The organism is Embleya sp. NPDC025285 (assembly GCF_055558835.1).
The window spans coordinates 15071-33432 of the sequence record NZ_JBVHLU010000113.1 but is presented as its reverse complement, the minus strand read 5'-3'; the positions used below and the strand labels follow the sequence as shown (position 1 = coordinate 33432).

Genomic DNA, 18362 nt, shown 5'->3' with positions numbered 1-18362 from the left:
CCCCCCCCCCCCCCCCCCCCCCCCCCCCCCCCCCCCCCCCCCCCCCCCCCCACACACCCCCCCCCCCCCCCCCCCCCCCCCTGGGACGGGCGCGGCCTTCGTCTGCGGGATCGACTTCGGCGGCACCAAGATCGCGTTGGCCACCGCGCGTCCCGACGGCACGGTGTTGGCGAGGGACCGGCTGATCACCGACGCCCGCGAGGGCGCGGTCCAGGCGGTCCGGCGCGCGATCGAGGCGGCCCGCGAACTCGTCGCGCGGACGGCCGCGGCCACGGGAGCACACTGCTCGGTGGTCGGCGCGGTCAGTCCCGGCATCGTGCTGCCCGACCGCATCCTGCTCGCGCCCAACGTGCCCGGCTGGCAGGACCTGGCCCTGGCGGGCACGTTGAGCGAGGGCCTGGGCCTGGCCCCGGAGCGGGTCGCGGTCGGCAACGACGCCAAGGCCGCCGCGCTGGCGGAATCGCGCTGGGGCGCGCTGCGCGGCGCGGATCCGGCGATCCTGCTCACCGTCGGCACCGGGATCGCCGCGGCGATCGTGCTCGGCGGGCGGGTGGTGACCGGCGCGAACGGGGCGGCCGGCGAGATCGGCTACCTGCTGCGCGGGCGCGCCGACACCGGATTCGGCGTGGGACGCGCACCCCTGGAGGAGTACACCTCCGGCATCGGGTTGGCCACGCGCGGCGGTGAACTCCTCGGCCGCGAGGTGGACGCCGCCGCGCTGTTCGCCGATCCGGATCCACGCGTGCGCGCACTCGTCGACGAGGCACTGGACGAACTGGCTGTACACGTCGCCAACGTGGCGATCACGCTGGACGTGGAACGGATCGCGGTCACCGGCGGCCTGATGCACTCCGCCCCTCGGGTGCTTGCGGCGCTGGCCGCGCGGGTGCGCGCGGCGCTGCCGTTCCCGCCCGACGTGGTGCCGGCGCGCTTCCTCCAGGACGCCTCGCTGCGGGGCGCGCTCTCGCTGGCCGCGGAGATCCTGCCGCGGTACCCGGGGGCCGGCGCCGGGGTGGGCTCGAACGCCGGTCGGGCCTGACCGGGCCCGGCTTCGGTCGGTCGGTCGGTGTCGACGGGGTCCGGCCTTGACAGGTCGGCCTCGGCGGCCGCGGCCTCAATCGCGGCTCGCCCCGGCCGGGTTCGCCCCGGTGCTGTCCGGGCCGAGGACGTCCGGGCCGAGGACGTCCGGGCCGGCGGCACCCGGCTCGGCAGGGACGTAGCGCTGGAACTCCCAGGGGTCGTGCGCGGAGAAGACCTCGACCTCGTCGCCGTGCAGGCGGGCGAGTTCGCGCAGGCGGGCGTGGTTGCCCAGGCGCAACGGGCGGTCCACCTCCCCGGCGAGTTGCACGACGTCCATCAGCGGGTGCGATCGGGGAGCGTCCGGGTCGACCTCGCCGTGGTAGAAGTACGCGTCGCCGGCGTGCAGCAGCCAGCGGTCGCCGATGTCCAGGGCGACCGCGCTGTGGCCCTCGGTGTGGCCGCCGAGCGGGACCAGCAGGATCTCCTCGGGCAGCCCGTCGAGTCGGCGAACCGCGTCGAAGCCGAACCAGGGGTCGCCCTGTTCACCGGCATAGGTCGCCCATCGCGGGCCGTGCGCGAGTTGCGCGACGCGGTAGCGGTCGGCGTCCCCGGCGATGCCCGCCGCGTGTTCGGCCTTGTGCACGTGCACGGTGGCGTGCGGGAAGTCGGCCAGGCCGCCCGCGTGGTCGCGGTCGAGATGGGTGAGCACGATGTGCCGCACGTCCAAGGGGTCGTACCCGAGCCGGCGGACCTGGTGCAGGGCGGTCTCGTGCAGGTCCAGCACGGGCGCGGCGTAGCCGACCCAATCCGCGCCGAGGTATTCGTCCGGATGCAGCACGTCGTTGGTGCCCAGGCCGGTCTCCACCAGGACGAGGCCGGCCGAGTCGGTCTCCACGAGCAGGCAGTGGCAGACCGCGCGGGCCGGGAGCAGCGGACTGTCCGGGCCGTCGGCGGGGTCGATCTCGACCATGGAGCCGCAGTTGAGGTGATGTACGCGCATGGTGGATGCACTCGCTCTCGTCGGGTGTGGTGTTGCCACGGGCAGGGGCCGGTGCGCGCGGCTCTACGCGGCGTCGATCGACTGCTCGACCAGGGCGCCCAGTTGCTCGCCGAGCGTGTGCAGGACGGTGCCGTCGCGACGCACCTTGGCGAGCAGGATCGCGCCCTGGAGGGCGGACAGGATCAGCGTGGCCAGCGGCTCGGTCTCCGGTTCGGCGACGCCCCAGTGACCCAACGCGCGGGAGAGGCCGGCCAGCCAGGACGCGTACGCCTGATCGCACGAGGCCCGGATCGGTTCGCTGTCGGCCGACGCCTCCAGCGCGACCGTGGCGATCGGGCAGCCGCTGTGGAAGTCCGTCGTGGTGAGGTTGTCGGCGAACAGCGCGGCGATCCCGGCGAGCGCGTCCCGAGGGCCCCGCGCCGCCCTCACCACGGCGGCCAGGCGTTCGCCGACCTCGCCGCCGGAGCGGGTGATCGCCTCGGCGGCGAGTTGCTCCTTGCCGCCGGGGAAGTGGAAGTAGAGCGACCCCTTGGGGGCGTTGCTGTCGGCCAGCACCTGATTCAGGCCGGTGCCGGAGTACCCCTGCCGTTGGAAGAGATCGGCGGCGGTGCCCAGTACCCGATCGCGCGTGTCGTTGTTTCTTGCCATGTGTCGATAGTAGGTAGACCGGTCTATGAAAACTAGACCGGTCTACCTACTTTCTTCATCGCGGATCCTCCCGGGCGATGCGTCGATGGCCGATCGGGGCCGGGTCGGCGCCGGGCGATCGGTACGCGGCCGTCGCCGTGCGGCAGGCGGTCAGCGGTCCGCGGCGGGCCGGCAGCGGCGCACCCAGTACGCGTAGGTCAGTGCCAGGAGCATCGGCCCCCACAACATTCCGGGCGCGACGCACACCCGAGCCGGCGTCAGCCACCCTACGTTGGAGAACCCGACGCCCTCGTCCAACAGGCCGAACCAGGACAGCAGTACGGGTGCCCGGAACGCGGTCACCGCCAGGCCGCCGAGCGTCGCGGGGACGATCACCGCGTACGGCGAGAGCCGCTTGCCGCCGATGAACGGCAGCCACGCGGGCGCCACTTCGCCCCATCCGCGGACCAGGCCGAGGCAGAGCAGCCCCAGCGCCTCGGTGATCGCGCTGAGCATGAGTACATACGGGAGGCTGATCCAGACGACCGGCATCTCTTCCTCGTCGAGCATGCCCATCTCGAAGCCCAGCCCGAACGGCAGGCGCCACAGGCACTGCGGCAACAGCACCCACGGGATCGCGTACGCGATCCGGACCGCCCAGCGCGGGACGGGACGCTCGGTGTCGGCGGGAGTCGGCTTCGGGTGCAATGTGTTGAGGATCTTCACGCCCCAACCGTCGCGGACCCGGGGTTGCCGCGACGTCCGTCGCGGGAGGGGTGATCGGTGCGACCGGGGAAGGACCCGCGGCCCACTCCGGGCAGGGGCCACTTGCTCGCGAACGGGCCCGCAGGGGCGGCACGGATCATCGGAAACCGGTGGATTCGGGCACGATCGCCTCCGGCGGGGCGCGCCTCGAACGCCGGTACGCAGGACGAGGCGTGGGCGCAAGGGGCGCCGGCGATGATCTCCCGGGCCCACCCGGGTGGCAGCCGGGGCCCGGCACCCGACCAGGGGAGTGACCCGAAGGGCCGGGGAGAACTCGGCCGGTGGCGGGGCGAGTTCTCCCCGAGCCCGGGCCGCCGTGACGTGTCTCACCAGCCACCGTCGAAGAAGGCCGCGAGTGCGGGCCTGGAGTCCCTCGCCGTGCTCGTGTTCGCCACCCCGACGACGATCAGGACCAGTGCCGACAGCGCCGCGAGCACACCGAACCACGCCGACAGGCGCCGCGTTCGCCGATCGGAGGACTTCGTGCCGGCGAACCGCCGCCACGCCGCCACGCTCACGCCGATCAGCACGAGCGCCACGACGGCGGCGATCACGGCCATCGCCACGTGGTAGCGGGCGAAGTCGCCGATCATCAGGTCGAGCGGAGGCGGGGTTCGGTCGGCGGTGCCGGCGGGGGCGGCCAGGTGCTGTCTGACCTGACCGAGCACGCCCGCGAGTTCCCCGTCGGTCGCGCCGGTCGGCAACATCGACAACAGTGAGGCGAAAGGTGCCACCGCACCCTGGATGTTGGCCATTACGGTCACCGACGCGAACAGCGCGCACAGCGTAACGAGAACACCGGCCGCGGCAAAGGCGGTTCGCCATCCCGCGCCGAGATCGCCCGCCTTCAGGAATGCCTTCACCACGAGCGCGCCGAGCGCGACGAGCACGATCAGCAGGATGGCGGCGATCACGGCCTTGGCCACGTGAAAACGGAACCAGTAGTCGATCACCCTCTCCATACCGGGGGAGAAATCCCGTTCGCCGGCATTCCAATATTCGACGAACGCTTTGCGGAAAGCGTCCGCGAGTTCGTCCTCGTCGAGCGAGCCGCCGGCCGACCCGTTCGCGGCGAGCCTTCCCGGGACGACGAAGAGGGCGGCGACGAGGGCCGCGGCGAGGGTGGTGAGAATGGCGAGTGGGCGACCGGGGATACCCGCGAATCGCGACGGGGCCTCGGGATGTTGCCGGGGGCTTGTGGTGTGCGGTGCTGTCATGTCGACCACGGTTTCGCACCGGCGCCGCACGGTCACCGGAGCAGGCCGGACATCCGGGGGTATGGCTGTCCACACCCCCGAAGGGAGTCGGGCGGGGCCGCGCGGGGCCGAACACCGCGAAAGCGGACCGGAGACCGGGACGGCCGCGCGCCGGCGTCGGCACCGCGGCGCCGGTTGCCGCGGCGTCAGCCCCGGAGGTAGGTGAGGACCGCGAGCACCCGCCGGTGCTGGGCATCGTCGGGCAGCAGGCCGAGCTTGGCGAAGATGTTGCCGATGTGCTTCTCCACCGCGCTGGCGGAGACCACCAACTGCCGGGCGACGGCGGTATTGGAGCAGCCCTCGGCCATCAACGCCAGGATCTGCCGTTCCCGTGCGGTCAGCGTGCCCACGGCGCTGTCCCGGCGCCGCTCGGTCAGCAGTTGGGCGATCACCTGGGGGTCCAGTACCGTCGCGCCGCGGGCGACCCGGTCCAGCGCGTCCAAAAACTCCTCGATCCGAGCGACCCGGTCCTTGAGCAGGTACCCGACCGCGCCGGAGCCGTCCGCGAGCAGGTCACCGGCGTAGGACGCCTCCACGTACTGACTGAGGATCAGCACCGGGGCTCCGGGCACGTGCGTGCGGGCGGTGATCGCCGCGCGCAGGCCCTCGTCCGTATGGGTCGGCGGCATCCGCACGTCGACGATCGACACATCCGGACGGTGTTCGCGGACCGCCTCGACCAGGGAGGGGCCGTCCCCGACCGCGTCCACCACGTGGTGACCGTCCTCGACGAGCAGGCGGACCAGGCCCTCGCGCAGCAGCACCGAGTCGTCGGCGACGACGATCCGCAGCGGTTCGCGGACCGCGGGCCCCGATGCCGGTGTGGGTGCGCCCTCGGGCGGGGTCAACGACACGGCAGTTCCGCGGTGATCGTGGTCGGGCCTCCGGCGGGACTGTCGACCGTCAGCCGACCGCCGACCGCGTGCAGCCGCTCGTCCAGACCCCGCAGCCCGTGCCCCTTGGCCGGCGCCGCGCCGCCCACCCCGTCGTCCGTCACCCGAATCCGCAAGGTCCCCCCACTGTGGCGTAGTGCGATCGCACACCGGTGCGCGTGGCTGTGCTTGGCCACGTTGGTCAGGGCCTCCGCGACCACGAAATACGCGGCCGTCTCGACGCCGGCGGGCGGCCGAGGGTGCAGGGGGACGGTATCGAGTTCGGCGGGGACGGTGGAGCGCGCGGCCAGGGCGCCGAGCGCCTCGTTCAGGCCGCGGTCGACCAGGATCGGCGGGGCGATGCCGCGCGAGAGCGCACGCAACTCGTCCAACGCCTCCTGGGCCTGGACGATCGCGTCGGCCAGGGCGGCCCGGACGGTCTCCGGCCTGCTGTCGAGGTAGTACTGGGCCCGGCCCAACTCCAGCGACAGGCGCACCAGTCGTTGCTGGGCGCCGTCGTGGATGTCGCGCTCGAGTCGGCGCAGTGCGGTCGCCTCGGCCGTCACCGCGGCGACGGTCTGCGCGCGGGCGGTGTCCCGCTCCCGCTCCAGCCCGCTGATCCTGCGGTGCAGCGCGGACGCGTCGACGAGCAGCGCCCGCCCCAGCCCGGCCTGGGCCGCAGTGCACACCCGGGTCACCAGCGGCAGGCCGGCCAGCAGCAGCAGGCCGACCGCGGTCCCGAAGGCGACCCGGTCGGTCGGCGACAACAGCCCGAGGCTCACCGAGATGTGCGATTCGCCGCCGCCCGCGTTCAGGGACAGCGGTCGCAACGGCTCGGACGGCGCGTACCGGTAGCGCAGGGCGCAGGTGGCACAGGCGAGGCCGACGAACCACCACAGCGCGGTCACCGCCGACGTGACCAGGACGACCGGGAGCACCACCACCGCGTGGATCGTGTCCGACCACGCCCCGGGAGCAAGCGCCGCGGTTCGCCCCTTCGGTCTCGCCGGTGGCTCACCGCGTTCGGCTCCCGGGGCGGGGGGACGCACCTTCGCGATGCGCCGCCGTTCCAGGTCGGCGCACCAGCGCGCCGGCGCGAGGGCGTAGGCCACGACCGGCGACGTGCCGGACGGCAGCCGACCCACCGTTGCGGCGAACACCACGCCGAGTACCGCCGGGAGTACGGCCAGGAGGCCGGCGGCGGCGGTCACCGGCGCGGTGAGCAGGTACAGCGACCGCACGAGCGTCCGCCGCCCCGTGCGGGCGACGGCCCCCGCGCCCGACCACCACCGGCCCCGGATCGCGGGGGAGAGCGAATTGGTCATGGCCCAAAGCTAATAGGCCGCGGCGTGGCCTTCGGTGGCGTTGCGGTGGGCCTCGGGAACGAGGCCGAAGCCGAGGTGCCGTCCGCCCGCTGCCGGTGGAAGGTACGACGGTAGGCGTCCGGGGGCACGCCGACGGTGCGGTTGAAATGTCGGCGCAGTGTGGTCGCGGTGCCCATGCCGGTGGCTTCGGCGATGGCATCCACGCTGTCGTCCGTGGTCTCCAGGAGTTCCTGGGCCCGGTGGATCCGTTGGGTCAGCAGCCACTGCAGCGGAGTGGTGCCCGTCATCGCCCTGAAGTGCCGGCCGAGGTGGCGCGAGCTCATGTTCGCCCGGCGGGCCAGATCCTCCACCGTCAGCGGTCGATCCAGTCGTCCGGCCGCCCAGGCGAGCAGTTCGCCGAGTGGATGATCGTGCCGTTCGGGCATCGGGGTGGCGACGAACTGGGCCTGACCGCCGGGCCGATGCGGCGGTACGACCAGCCTGCGGGCGACCGCGTTGGCAACCGTCGAGCCGTGGTCGAGACGGATCAGATGCAGGCACAGGTCCAGCGCGGCGGCCTTGCCGGCGGAGGTGAGCACGCTGCCGTTGTCGACGTAGAGCACGTCGGGGTCGACCTCGACCCGGGGGAAGCGGGTGGCCAGCGCCTCGGCGTACGACCAGTGTGTGGTGGCCCGCCGTCCGTCCAGCAGGCCGGCGGCGGCCAGGACGAAGGCGCCCGTGCAGAGGGAGACCACCCGCGCCCCGGCCTCGTGTGCCGCGCGTATGGCGTCGACGAGGTCCGCCGGTGGGTCCGCCTCGAGGTCGGCCCACCCGGGGACGATCACGGTGTCGGCCAGGGCGAGCCGGTCGAGTCCGCAGTCGGGTTCGAGGAGGAAGCGGCCGTCGGCCCGCACGGGGCCCGCCCCGCAGATGACGAGCTCGTACCAACTCTCCACCGGGACCGGCGGGGCCGAGCCGAAGAGCTCGTGGGCCAAGGCCAGTTCGAAGTGCAGGATCCCGTCGGCGACGGCTATCGCGACTGTGCTCACGTCCGGAAGTGTACGCATCATGTCGTTCCGGACGCTCGTGCGGGGCACCGCGTGGTCGACACGATGTGGGGGGTTGGTCTTTCGGACGGAAGGCAAGTGACATGCGCGCTGTCGGTCAGGATGTGCTGGGTGGTCCCGAGGTGTTGCGGGAGTTCGACCTGGAGCGGCCGGCGCCCGGCCCGAGCGAGGTACTGGTCCGGGTGCACGCGGCGGGCGTCAATCCGACCGACTGGATACATCGGGCCACGGGCCTGATCCTGGGCGAACCGCCGTTCGTGCTCGGGTGGGACGTGTCGGGCGTGGTGGAGGCGGTGGGCCTGGGGGTGACGATCCATCGACCGGGGGACGAGGTGTTCGGCATGCTGAGCTACCCGTACGGCAACGGGGCGCACGCCGAGTACGTGGTTTCGGCGGCCCGCCACGTGGTGCGCAAGCCCGCCAACATCGACCACGTGCAGGCCGCCGCGCTGCCCTTGGCCGCGGTCACCGCCTGGCAGGCCCTGGTGGACACCGCGGAACTGCGGGAAGGGCAAAGGGTGTTGATTCACGCCGCGGCGGGCGGGGTCGGTCATCTGGCGGTACAGATCGCCAAGGCGCGCGGCGCGTACGTGATCGGCACCGCGAGCGCGGCCAAGCACGACTTCGTCCGCGGGCTGGGCGCCGACGAGATGATCGACTACACCACGACCGACTTCGCCGACGTCGTGCGGGACGTGGACGTCGTGCTGGACGGCGTCGGCGGCGAGTACGGTCCCCGCTCGCTACGGACGTTGCGCCGGGGCGGCGTGCTCGTCGCCATCGTGAACAACGTCAGGGACCTGGACGTCGAGCGGTACGGGGTCCGGGCCGAGGAGATGCTCGTCGAGGCCGACCACGCGGCCATGCGGCAGGTCGCGGACCTGGTCGAGGCGGGGCGACTGCGCGCCGCGATCGACTCGGTGTTCCCGCTGGCCGACGCGGCCAAGGCGCACGAGCGCGGGGAGACGGGCCGGGTCACGGGCAAGATCGTCCTGACGCTCTGACGCTCTGACGCTCTGACGCTCTGACGCTCTGACGCTCTGACGCTCTGACGCTCTGACGCTCTGACGCTCTGACGCTCTGACGCCCGCGCCCCGGTCCGCCCGCCCGCCGGGACCGGCGCGTTCGCCGAAACGCACGCCGGCGCCGCGCGCTCCGACCGTCGTCGGAGGGCACGGCGCCGAAGGCGCGTCCCACTATGCGGTTGTGTCACCGCCGCCGGAGCACGTGTGCGCCGGCGGCGGCGGTTTGCCCGGTTCGATCAGGCCGGGCGGGTGGCGCCGGCGATCGGCATGGTGTTGATCGAGGCGATCTCGACCGACTTGCGCGGGTTCGGGGCGTGCACCATCTTGCCGTCGCCGATGTAGATGCCGACGTGGCTGATGCCGGAGTAGAAGAACACCAGGTCGCCGGGCTGCAGGTTGGCGACCGACACGCGCGTGTCGGCGGCGAACTGGTCGTTGGTCACGCGGGGCAGCGAGATGCCCGCGGACTTGTACGCGGCCTGGACCAGACCCGAGCAGTCGTACGCGTTGGGGCCGGTGGCGCCGTACACGTACGGCTTGCCGATCTGCGCCTTGGCGAAGGCCACGGCCTGGGCGGCCTTGCTGCTCGACGCGGTCGAGGAGCCGCCGGTCGGCGCCTGGTTGCCCTTCGAGCCGCCGGTGGCGGGCTTGGCGGGGGCCTTGGCGGCGGGCTTGACCGACACGTCGGCCGACGGCTTGCTCGCCGGCTTGGGGGTGGTCTTGCCGGGCGTGACGGAGGTCTTGGGCTGGACCTTGATGCTCGGCTTGGCGGGCGCGGCGGCCTTGGGTGCCGCGGGCGCCGAGCCGTCCAGCCGCAGGGTCTGGCCGATCTCGATCAGGTCCGGGCCGGACAGCAGCACGTCGCGGTTGAGCTCGTACAGGCTCTGCCAGCCGCCGTTGACCTGGTTGGTCTGGGCGAGCCGGAACAGCGTGTCGCCGGCTTGGACCACGTAGCGGGCCTTGTCGGCGGCCGTGTCGGTCTCCGGCGCGGCGGGCGCGGCCTGGACCGGGGCCGCGTCGACCGCCGCGGTGGGGGTCGCCGACAGCACGGTGGAGGGGGACTGCTCGGAGGTGGAGGGGGCCTGCGCCGGGGCGGCACCGGCGGTGGCGACCGGGAGCACGACACCCATGCCGGCGATGCCCACCGCCGCGACGAAGCGGCGGACGTTGGTGGGTCGAGCGGCACGATGGCGAGCGTTTGTGGACAGCATGAAATGGGGTCCTCTCCTGTCGCCTACGAGGTGAGCTGTCGGATTCGGACTGGAGCAGCCCGGTCGCGTTACGCGACTTCACCCCTAGCCGTCACCGGAACGATCCCGGCCACGGCGATTCACCTGGTTCCCCCGCTCCCGTCGGATTCTTCGATGTAGACCTCCCGCTGCCGGCGACGGGATTCGGCGTACCGGCGACAGGGTTCACCCGAAAGGTGAATCGGCGAGAAAGGTAGGCAATGCGGATGCCTGATCACAACCGAAACCCCGACTTCGCCCTGCGGGTAAAGGCGGAATAAAAGCGACATCTCTCCCGTGTTCGGCTCCGGGGTACCGGTGATGACGAGGGGATATCTCGGAGAGTGGTGTGATCGTGCGGTAACGGAAAATAGTCGAGACTCGTCGCGGAGCGCGGAAAATGAATTGCGGCTCGAAGTCGGCTATATAATTTATGTCCGTTTTATCCATGCGGCCTACATCACATTTCGGGCAACCGATCGACTGGTCGTGCCGGACATGCCGGCGATGCACCCATCCGTCCCGCCGCCGTCGGGTGACCGCGGCGCGGCCGCCATCCGCAGGGGCGAGGCATCACCGGGGGCGGGTCAGCCGGTGAACACCTCCACCAGCGACCAGATCGCCAGCCCGAGCATGCACAGGCCGCCGATCCGCTGCACCGTTTGCAGCGGGACGCGCTTGGCGATGAACCGCCCGGCGAGCAGGGCCAACGCGGACACCGACATCAGTGCCGCGGCCGAGCCGATCGCGGTGGACCAGGTGCCGTTCGTGGCGGCCAGGTTGGCCGTGGTGATCTGGGTGAGGTCGCCCCACTCGCTGATGAACACGGCCGTGAAGGCGGTCGCGAAGACCGGCCGGAAGCCGGTCACGCTCTTGCCCGCGGTGTCCTCGTCGTCCTCGCCCGCACCGCCGCGCAACAACATGAAGGCGCCGAAGCCGAACAGGGCGGCGGAGACGAGCTTGACGATCCAGCCGGGGAGCAGGCCGAGCAGGCCGCCCGCGCCGACGGCGAGGGCGACGTGCACGACGAACGCGGTCGAGGTGCCGAACCACACGTAGAGCGGACGCATGCGGGTGCCCATGGCAAGCGACGCGAACATCGTCTTGTCCGGGAGCTCGGCGAGGAAGATCAGCCCGAAGGCGGTCAGGATCGCCAGAAGGTCGAGGTGCATTCCGGGTGGCTTTCTGCGAGAGCCGGGCCCCGGGTCTTCACGAAGCGCCGCACGGCAACCGGAGGACCACTCGGCCCGGCACGACGGGGTACATCCACGAGAAGACGAGGATGCGTCGATGCCTGGCCGAAGGTCTCGCCCACCCGTGTCGAGCACGGGCCCGGCCACCGGGAGTCCGAGGACTCCAGCATGTCGACGACCGGTTCACGGGGCTACTCCCCTTCGCGGTGCCGACCCTACCGCACCCGGCGTCGGCGCCGGCCCGGCCGCTCCCGGCGCACCGGGCCGTTTCGACGCCTACGACGACCCGTTCACCGACGAAGACCCGCCCTCGTCCAGGACCCGGGCCAACGACCAGCGCAACTGCCTCTCGTCCAGCGTCGTGTCCAGCGTCAGCACCTGCAGCATGGTCCCGTCCAGCACGGCGAGCGCGGCGGCGGCGGCGCGCGGTCCGACCCGGACGGACAGGAAGTCGCCGACGCCCTCGACCCAGGCCAGGGCGAACCCGCGCAGTTCCGGGCTGCGGGCGGCGGCCAGGTACAACTCGTACTCGACCAGCGCGCGCGAGCGGTCCGCGAGGTATTCCGCGGTGAGCGCGGTGAGCACGCCGGGCAGGTCGTTCGCGTCCCGCGCACGCCGTACCCACTCCTCCAGCAGCCGCACCGTCTCCGCCGACGCGTGCGCGAGCGCGGCGGCGACCAGGTCGTCGAGCGAGGCGAAGTAGTACGTGGTCGCTCCCAACGGGACGCCCGCCCGGGCCGCGACCAGGCGATGCGTGGTGTTGCCCACGCCCACCTCCGCGATCACCTCACACGCGCCGCGCACGATCCGCAGTCGCCGACCCTCAGGGTCCCTGGCCGCGGTCAATGCGCACCACCCAGGTTCAACACCACGACTCCCGCGATCACCAACGCCATCCCGAACGCCTTGAGCAGCGTCACCGGCTCGTTCAGGAACACCGCGCCGACCAGCGCGATGGCCACCGTCCCGAGTCCGGACCAGATCGCGTACGCCGTGCCCACCTGCAACTGCCGCAACGACAACGTCAGCAGGTAGAAGGCACCCGCGTACCCGCCCAGACACGCCAGCGTCGGCCACAGCCGGGTGAACCCGTCGGTGCTCTTCAGCAGACTGGTCGCGATCACCTCACACGAGATCGCCAGCCCCAGGAACAGCCAGGCCACGGGCCTCTCCCTCCGAGTGGTACAGATGTACAAGTACAAATGTACAAGAGTGCTCGGCCCGGGTGATCGGAGCCCTCGTCTCGGCCGCGGGCCGGGACCGAGTCGGACCCGGCCCGACTCGGCCGGGGGCCGGCCCGGAACCGACCCGGCTCGCGGCCGACCCCGGGTCTCCCTCACCGGTGGATAGGCTGCTTCGATGCCCATCGAACGGCCGGATCGCATTCGAGGCGCGACGACCGATCGGCCGGCCGCGTGCGTCGCCGCGTTGCCGCCGTCGATCGGCGCGACCCGACTGGTCGCGGTGGACGGGATCGGCGGTTCCGGCAAGACCACGTTCGCCGACGCGCTCGCCGCGCGACTGGGTGGCGCGCCGGTGGTGCGCCTGGACGACTTCGCCCGGCCGGGGCACTTCTTCGGCTGGCTGCCCAGGCTGCGCGCCCAACTGCTCGAACCGCTGGCCCGACACGAGGCCGCCCGCTGCGACACCTACGACTGGGCCGGCTACCGGATCAGCGGCTACAGCGAGGTTCCGGCCGCGCCGGTGGTGATCCTGGAGGGCGTCGGCGCGGCCCGGCGCGAACTCGGCCCGGTGACCGCGCTGCGCGTGCACGTCGACACGCCGGCCGAGCTCGCCGCAGCGCGCACCCTGGATCGGGACGGCCCCGAACTGGCTTGGTTCTGGCGGCTGTGGCGCGCCGCCGAGACCGAGCACCTGGCCCGGGACCGGCCGTGGACCCGCCCCCACCTACGCGTCGACGGGGCGGACGCACGCGGCGGATCGGGGACCGAACCCGATCGGCGCGCGCTCGCCGGCAGCGGCAGCCGACGGTCGCCCTCGACGGCTCGCCGCGACGACGCGGGGTAGGCGGGGTGACCCCGGCCGGTCCCCCGGGATCGGTCACATGCCGGCGGCTCCGTCGAGGCGTTCGCGCAGGAGATCGGCATGGCCGTTGTGGCGGGCGTACTCGGCGATCAGGTTGACCAGGACCCAGCGCAGCGAGAACGGCTTGCCGGTGGCCTTGCGGATACCGGTGTCGTCCAGGGACGCGGCGGCGGCGACGATCTCCCGCGAGCGCTCGCACTCCGCGTGCCAGCGGGCGAACGCCTCGGCCGGGTCGCCGTCGAGGCGCTCGAAGTCCTGATCCGGGTCGTCGTCGGTGTAGTAGAGCATCGGTACGTCGTCACCGGCGAACTGGATGTGGAACCACCAGCGTTCGACTCCGGCCAGGTGCCGGATCATGCCGTGCAGCGACAAGCCGGACGGCGACACGGCCCGCTCGGACAACTGCTCCGCCGACAGGCCCGCGCACTTGAGCTCGAAGGTGGCCCGGTGCCAGTCGAGGAAGCCGGTCAGGACCTCGCGCTCGTCGCCCAGTTCGGCGGGCGACGTACGGGTGTCCTCGCTCCAGCGTGGGGCGTAGTGCAGGGGCGGGATCGACTCGGCCATGATCCACCTTCCGGTTCGGCAAAGGCACGAGTCTGCCCGACGGCACCGACATCGGGTCGGTGGCACGCGCCGAATGTGCCGGTCGGCGCGACCCGGTCAAGGGACGCTTTCCGGGTACGCCACCACGGACACCCCGGGAGCCTCGGATGACCGACTTCGGACCACCGCCCGCGCGTTACGACGACCTGCGGGCGTTGTTCGTCAACTGCACACTCAAGCGCTCACCCGCGGTCAGCAACACCCAAGGGCTCGTGGACCTGAGCCGGGGCATCATGACCCGGCACGGGGTCGCGGTCGACCAGATCCGCGCGGTCGACCACGAGATCGCCACCGGAGTGTGGCCGGACATGAGCGACCGGGGGTGGCCCGGCGACGAGTGGCCCGCGCTGTACGAGCGGGTGCTGGCGGCGGACATCCTGGTGTTGGCCGGACCGATCTGGCTGGGTGACAACAGTTCGGTGCTCAAGCGGGTGGTGGAGCGGCTGTACGCGTGCTCCGGACTGCTCAACGACGCCGGCCAGTACGCCTATTACGGGCGGGTCGGCGGCTGCCTGATCACCGGCAACGAGGACGGCGTCAAGCACTGCGCGATGAACGTGCTGTACAGCCTCCAGCACCTGGGCTACGTCATCCCGCCGCAGGCGGACGCCGGGTGGATCGGCGAGGTGGGCCCGGGGGCCTCCTACCTGGATCCCGGTTCGGGTGGCCCGGAGAACGACTTCACCAACCGCAACACCACGTTCATGACCTGGAACCTGATGCACCTGGCCCGGTTGCTCAAGGACGCGGGCGGGATGCCCGCGTACGGCAACCAGCGCGCGGGCTGGGACGCGGGGTGCCGGTACGACTTCGAAAACCCCGACTACCGCTGAAGCCCCGACCTCCCCGACCTCCCCGAGCCCGAAGGCCCGGAACCCCGGCCGCCGAGACCCCGACCGCGGACACCCGAGCGCGGCCGAGCTCACGGCGCGAGCGCGGGCAGCGCGGCGATCGCCTCGGGGGTCCAGGTGCCGGCGGCGCCCGGACGGCCCGCGAGGTAGCGTGCCGCGCGCCCGCGGGACCAGCCATGTGCCTCGACGAGGCCGGCGGTCAGGTGCCGCAGGTACATGGCGGCCGGCGCGTTCCAGGGCGCGTCGGCGCTGCGCCAGGGAGCGGTCAGGGTGAGGATCGCGTGCCCGTCGGCGGCACCCACCCGGACGACCGTCTCGTAGCGGCCCGGACCCAGGGTGGCCCGCCCGGTGACCGGCAGCGTGCTCAGGTCGAGTTCGGCACCGGGCGGGCGGTACATCTCCTGCGCGGCCAGATCGGCGAACTGATCCCGGGTTACCAGGTAGGCCCGAGCCGGGGTCCGGCCCGGATCCAGTGGGTCGTACAGCGCGAGTCCGCCGGTCCAGGACTTCGACTCGAAGGCGAAGTACAGCCGGCCCGGCAGCACCACCGGCCGGATGGCGCGCGGCGCGGCGGGGTTCCGGCAACCGGGGTAGGTCCGCGCACCGCCGAACGGCCGGCCGCCGCGCAGGTAACACGCGAGGCGGGCGGCGTGCATGTTGGACCCGTACGCGGCATACCAGACCAGGTCGGAACCCACGCATCGCAGCCTAGGCCCTGTCCGGCGGATCCTGGTGGATCGGGCCGCGTCGTGAGCGCAGCGAGGAGCCCGAAGGGCGGATGCCGTGCCTCGGCGTGCCGGAGAAACAGCCGGATAGTGCTTCCATTCGGCTGTTTCTCCGGTGCGCCGAGGCGCGGTGGCAGGCGGCGCGGACCCACCAGGAGCCGCCGGACAGGGGCTGGCGCCGCGACCGGCGACGGCGGTGATCGGCACGGCAGCGGTGTCGCCGCCGGCGGGGGCGTGCCGTGGTGCGCCGAACGAGCGGAGTGGGCGGGCCGAGGGCGTGAACACGGGGATGGTCGGCGCCAATCGGGGCAGTGGTGAGTACGCGCCGAATCCGGCCGGTTGTCGGCCCGACCCGAGGTCGGCCGGGACCGGAATCGAAGTCCCGTGCGCGTCGGGCCGTGGCCGATCGAGCCACCGCCGCGCAGGCACCGCGAAGGAGCCCAGGATGCCCGATCCGCTGCCGCCGCCCACCGTCGACCAAGCCGTCGCGAATGTGCTCGACGCCCACGACGTCCCGCTGGAGGCGACCGTCCGGGTGGCCCCGTATGCCGACATGGCGGTGGGCGACCTGCTCACCCTGTCCTGGCACGGCCCGGACACGGCGGCCTTCACCGTGTGCGTACCGATCACCGGACACGCGTTGGGCCGGCCGGTCCTGTTCAAGGTGCCCGCCGCCGAGATCCTCCCGTACGCGGGCGCCGAGGTGACGCTGAGCTACCGGCTGGAGCGCCCGGGCACGGGCACCGGCGCCGACTCGGCCGCGCTGGTGCTCCGGGTCGAACCGGACGCGGCGTGGGCCGCGAAAGGGTAGCGGCGCGGGCCGGCGGGACGGGGGCAAACGAGTCCAATTGGTCTCGTTCGGTCACCGCACCGCCGCCACCGGGTCCAGGTGTCGCACGTCCCACACCTGCACGTCGGCCACCTGCCGACCCGGGCCGAGCAGCGCGGTCAGGGTCGCGGTGAGTTCGGCCCGATAGCGGTGCTCGGGCAACACCACCACGTCGGCGCGCCACCGGGTCAGGTCCTCGCGGGCCTCGCGGCGCTGGTCCTCGGTGATCTCCGGGACCTGGCCCTCGGCGGCGACCCGGCCCAGCAGCGCCGAGGTCGGGCTGTAGTCCGCCCCGTAGACGCCGACCCGGTCGGGACCCCACGGGCCGACGAAGTAACCCTCCGCGAGCGGGAAGCCCAGGTCGGCCACGCTCTGCCAGTGCAGCGCGGTGGCGTCGCCGACGCTGGGCAGCGGCACCACCACGACGGATCCGTTGTCGACGTACGGTCGCCAGCGCCCGTCGGCGAAGAACTCCGGCACCGGGCGCCGGTTTTGGACGTCCAGCGGAGTGGGCGCGATCGGCAGCAGCGCCATGGCCAGCACCGCCGCCCAGATCAGCCGTACCGGAAGCTCGCGACCCGCGGACCCGGACCCGGTTTCGGACCCGGCTCCCGAGCGGATCGAAGTCGCGGCCAGGATCCGGTCCGTGGCCAGTGCCAGCAGCACGGCGACCGCCGGAACGCAGACCAGCGCGAAGCGCGACTCCAAAATCGACTCGAACAGGGGCAGGTCGTTCAGCAACCGCCACGGGCCGGGCAGGCCGGTGTCGTCGTGGTCGACCGTGATGTCCAGGCCCAGTGACAGCAGCGCCGCGACCAGCGCGGTGATCGCCGCCGCGCGGGCGACGGCCGCGCGGCGCAGCCAGGCCACCAGGAAGAGGGTCAGGATCACCAGCGGCCAACCGAAGAACGCGTTCTCCTCGGTGGTGCCCTCGGACAGCGCCGCCGCACCGGCGCGATCGCCGCCCAACGAGTCGCTCGCGTACGCGGTGAACGCGGCCACGTCGTTGCCCGACTCGTGCTCGAGCGTCGTGTAGTGCTGCGGCCCGAAGAACTGCACCCACAACGGGTACGCGACCAGCGCCAGCGATACCGCCGCGCCGACCAGCAGCCCGATGCCCAGCGGTCGCGCCGCCTCGCGGGCCGCGTCCGGCGACGCGAGCGCGTACACGATCCCGAAGATCACCAGGCCGACGGCCGCGAACAGCAGCGGCTCCTCACCGATGAAGATCTGGAAGGCGATCAGCAGCCCGAGCACCACCCCGTTGCGCACCGGCCGCTCGCCCTGCCACAGCCGGATCAGCCTCTCGACGATCGGCGGGATCACGAAGAGCACGACAAAGTTCGGATGCGCGTTGGCGTGCGAGATGATCGGCGGCGCGAATCCGCACAGCGCGCCGCCCACGGCCGCCGCGGGCCTGCTGCGCACCACTCGGCGGGCCAGCAACCGGTACCACGCGAAGGCGGTGCCGGCCAGGCCGCCGGTGAGCACCAGGGCCCAGGTCGTGCTCGGACCGAACATCAGTGTGACGGGGGTGAGCGGTATGCCCAGGCCGAGCATGGCCGTGTTGGCCATCATGTTCACGCCCAGCGGGTGGTTCTGCAGGTCCGAAACCAGCGGGTCGCGGAAGTTGCGGACCGCGTCGGCGGTGGCGTCGAAGAACCACTCCCACATGTTCTGGTCCTGGCCGCCGTTGGCCAGATAGGCGTGGTCGAGGTCGGCCCACAGGTCCTTGTACAACCACACCGCGAGGCACAGGAACAGGCTGCCGATCCACCAGTCGACGGCACGGGCGCCCCACAGTTCCTGCGCGGCGATCTCGCGTACGCGAAGACGAGGGTCGGTGCGTTGCCGGGCTTCGGCGACGGCCATGGATGTCGGGTCCTTCCGAGGGCTGCTGCCGCCACGAGCGTGGGACGATCCCGGCGAGGCGCCCGCGTCGGATGAACG

19 protein-coding genes and 1 riboswitch are annotated in these 18362 nt (G+C 72.4%); of the genes, 5 read left to right on the top strand and 14 right to left on the bottom strand.

The window, feature by feature from the left end:
• On the top strand, positions 1 to 1039 hold a 1039-nt coding region (locus ACZ4FV_RS43745; protein WP_465326405.1), incomplete at its 5' end, for an ROK family protein.
• A gap of 75 nt (positions 1040 to 1114) precedes the next feature.
• On the opposite strand, the gene ACZ4FV_RS43740 is transcribed toward ACZ4FV_RS43745, so the two are convergent.
• The 7 genes from ACZ4FV_RS43740 to ACZ4FV_RS43710 all read right to left on the bottom strand — a co-directional run bounded on the left by ACZ4FV_RS43740 (position 1115) and on the right by ACZ4FV_RS43710 (position 7893).
• The gene (locus tag ACZ4FV_RS43740) at positions 1115 to 2020 is read right to left on the bottom strand and encodes an MBL fold metallo-hydrolase (protein WP_395859165.1); all 906 of its coding nucleotides are present in this window, start codon (positions 2018 to 2020) and stop codon (positions 1115 to 1117) included.
• A 63-nt stretch (positions 2021 to 2083) separates the two neighbouring features.
• Positions 2084 to 2668 (bottom strand): TetR/AcrR family transcriptional regulator, encoded by a 585-nt coding sequence (locus ACZ4FV_RS43735; RefSeq protein ID WP_395859166.1) that lies wholly within the window; start codon positions 2666 to 2668, stop codon positions 2084 to 2086.
• Between the two features lie 150 nt (positions 2669 to 2818).
• Positions 2819 to 3373 carry a hypothetical protein gene (locus tag ACZ4FV_RS43730; RefSeq protein ID WP_402232458.1) on the bottom strand — a complete coding sequence of 185 codons (555 nt, stop codon included), beginning with the start codon at positions 3371 to 3373 and terminating at the stop codon, positions 2819 to 2821.
• 365 nt (positions 3374 to 3738) lie between these two features.
• On the bottom strand, positions 3739 to 4629 hold the full coding sequence (locus ACZ4FV_RS43725; protein WP_465326402.1) for a hypothetical protein: 891 nt from the start codon (positions 4627 to 4629) through the stop codon (positions 3739 to 3741).
• A 185-nt stretch (positions 4630 to 4814) separates the two neighbouring features.
• Positions 4815 to 5459 (bottom strand): response regulator transcription factor, encoded by a 645-nt coding sequence (locus tag ACZ4FV_RS43720; protein ID WP_465326407.1) that lies wholly within the window; start codon positions 5457 to 5459, stop codon positions 4815 to 4817.
• Positions 5460 to 5512: 53 nt separating this feature from the next.
• Complete coding sequence (locus ACZ4FV_RS43715; RefSeq protein WP_465326400.1) at positions 5513 to 6865, bottom strand: sensor histidine kinase; 1353 nt, start codon at positions 6863 to 6865, stop codon at positions 5513 to 5515.
• Positions 6862 to 7893, bottom strand: coding sequence for a helix-turn-helix domain-containing protein (locus tag ACZ4FV_RS43710; protein ID WP_465326398.1), 1032 nt, complete (start codon positions 7891 to 7893; stop codon positions 6862 to 6864). The genes ACZ4FV_RS43715 and ACZ4FV_RS43710 overlap by 4 nt, the downstream gene beginning before the upstream one ends.
• Positions 7894 to 7994: 101 nt before the next feature.
• Here ACZ4FV_RS43710 and ACZ4FV_RS43705 point away from each other — a divergent pair, with 101 nt between their 5' ends.
• Complete coding sequence (locus ACZ4FV_RS43705; protein ID WP_395859171.1) at positions 7995 to 8915, top strand: NADP-dependent oxidoreductase; 921 nt, start codon at positions 7995 to 7997, stop codon at positions 8913 to 8915.
• Positions 8916 to 9172: 257 nt separating this feature from the next.
• Here the strand turns inward: ACZ4FV_RS43705 and ACZ4FV_RS43700 are convergent, their stop codons facing one another.
• The 4 genes from ACZ4FV_RS43700 to ACZ4FV_RS43685 form a co-directional block, all read right to left on the bottom strand.
• Positions 9173 to 10147: an NlpC/P60 family protein gene (locus ACZ4FV_RS43700; protein WP_395859172.1), complete on the bottom strand. Its 975-nt coding sequence runs from the start codon at positions 10145 to 10147 to the stop codon at positions 9173 to 9175.
• A gap of 6 nt (positions 10148 to 10153) precedes the next feature.
• Positions 10154 to 10310: riboswitch (cyclic di-AMP (ydaO/yuaA leader) on the bottom strand.
• A 442-nt stretch (positions 10311 to 10752) separates the two neighbouring features.
• Positions 10753 to 11337, bottom strand: coding sequence for a TMEM165/GDT1 family protein (locus ACZ4FV_RS43695; protein WP_395859173.1), 585 nt, complete (start codon positions 11335 to 11337; stop codon positions 10753 to 10755).
• Between the two features lie 297 nt (positions 11338 to 11634).
• The gene (locus ACZ4FV_RS43690; RefSeq protein WP_395859174.1) at positions 11635 to 12204 is read right to left on the bottom strand and encodes a TetR/AcrR family transcriptional regulator; all 570 of its coding nucleotides are present in this window, start codon (positions 12202 to 12204) and stop codon (positions 11635 to 11637) included.
• Complete coding sequence (locus ACZ4FV_RS43685) at positions 12201 to 12521, bottom strand: DMT family transporter (protein ID WP_395859175.1); 321 nt, start codon at positions 12519 to 12521, stop codon at positions 12201 to 12203. The genes ACZ4FV_RS43690 and ACZ4FV_RS43685 overlap by 4 nt, the downstream gene beginning before the upstream one ends.
• 196 nt (positions 12522 to 12717) lie before the next feature.
• On the opposite strand from ACZ4FV_RS43685, the gene ACZ4FV_RS43680 reads away from it, so the two are divergent.
• Positions 12718 to 13386, top strand: coding sequence for a uridine kinase (locus tag ACZ4FV_RS43680; RefSeq protein ID WP_395859176.1), 669 nt, complete (start codon positions 12718 to 12720; stop codon positions 13384 to 13386).
• Positions 13387 to 13419: 33 nt separating this feature from the next.
• Here the strand turns inward: ACZ4FV_RS43680 and ACZ4FV_RS43675 are convergent, their stop codons facing one another.
• Positions 13420 to 13968: a DinB family protein gene (locus ACZ4FV_RS43675; RefSeq protein ID WP_395859177.1), complete on the bottom strand. Its 549-nt coding sequence runs from the start codon at positions 13966 to 13968 to the stop codon at positions 13420 to 13422.
• A 146-nt stretch (positions 13969 to 14114) separates the two neighbouring features.
• On the opposite strand from ACZ4FV_RS43675, the gene ACZ4FV_RS43670 reads away from it, so the two are divergent.
• Positions 14115 to 14840: a flavodoxin family protein gene (locus ACZ4FV_RS43670; RefSeq protein WP_395859178.1), complete on the top strand. Its 726-nt coding sequence runs from the start codon at positions 14115 to 14117 to the stop codon at positions 14838 to 14840.
• A gap of 89 nt (positions 14841 to 14929) precedes the next feature.
• On the opposite strand, the gene ACZ4FV_RS43665 is transcribed toward ACZ4FV_RS43670, so the two are convergent.
• Complete coding sequence (locus tag ACZ4FV_RS43665; protein WP_395859179.1) at positions 14930 to 15556, bottom strand: histone deacetylase; 627 nt, start codon at positions 15554 to 15556, stop codon at positions 14930 to 14932.
• 472 nt (positions 15557 to 16028) lie between these two features.
• Between ACZ4FV_RS43665 and ACZ4FV_RS43660 the strand changes: the two genes are divergently transcribed.
• Positions 16029 to 16394, top strand: a complete 366-nt coding sequence (locus tag ACZ4FV_RS43660; protein ID WP_395859180.1) for a hypothetical protein — start codon at positions 16029 to 16031, stop codon at positions 16392 to 16394.
• Between the two features lie 51 nt (positions 16395 to 16445).
• On the opposite strand, the gene ACZ4FV_RS43655 is transcribed toward ACZ4FV_RS43660, so the two are convergent.
• Entirely contained in the window at positions 16446 to 18284 is a 1839-nt protein-coding gene (locus tag ACZ4FV_RS43655; RefSeq protein WP_395859181.1) for a glycosyl transferase, read from the bottom strand.
• Positions 18285 to 18362: the final 78 nt, after the last annotated feature.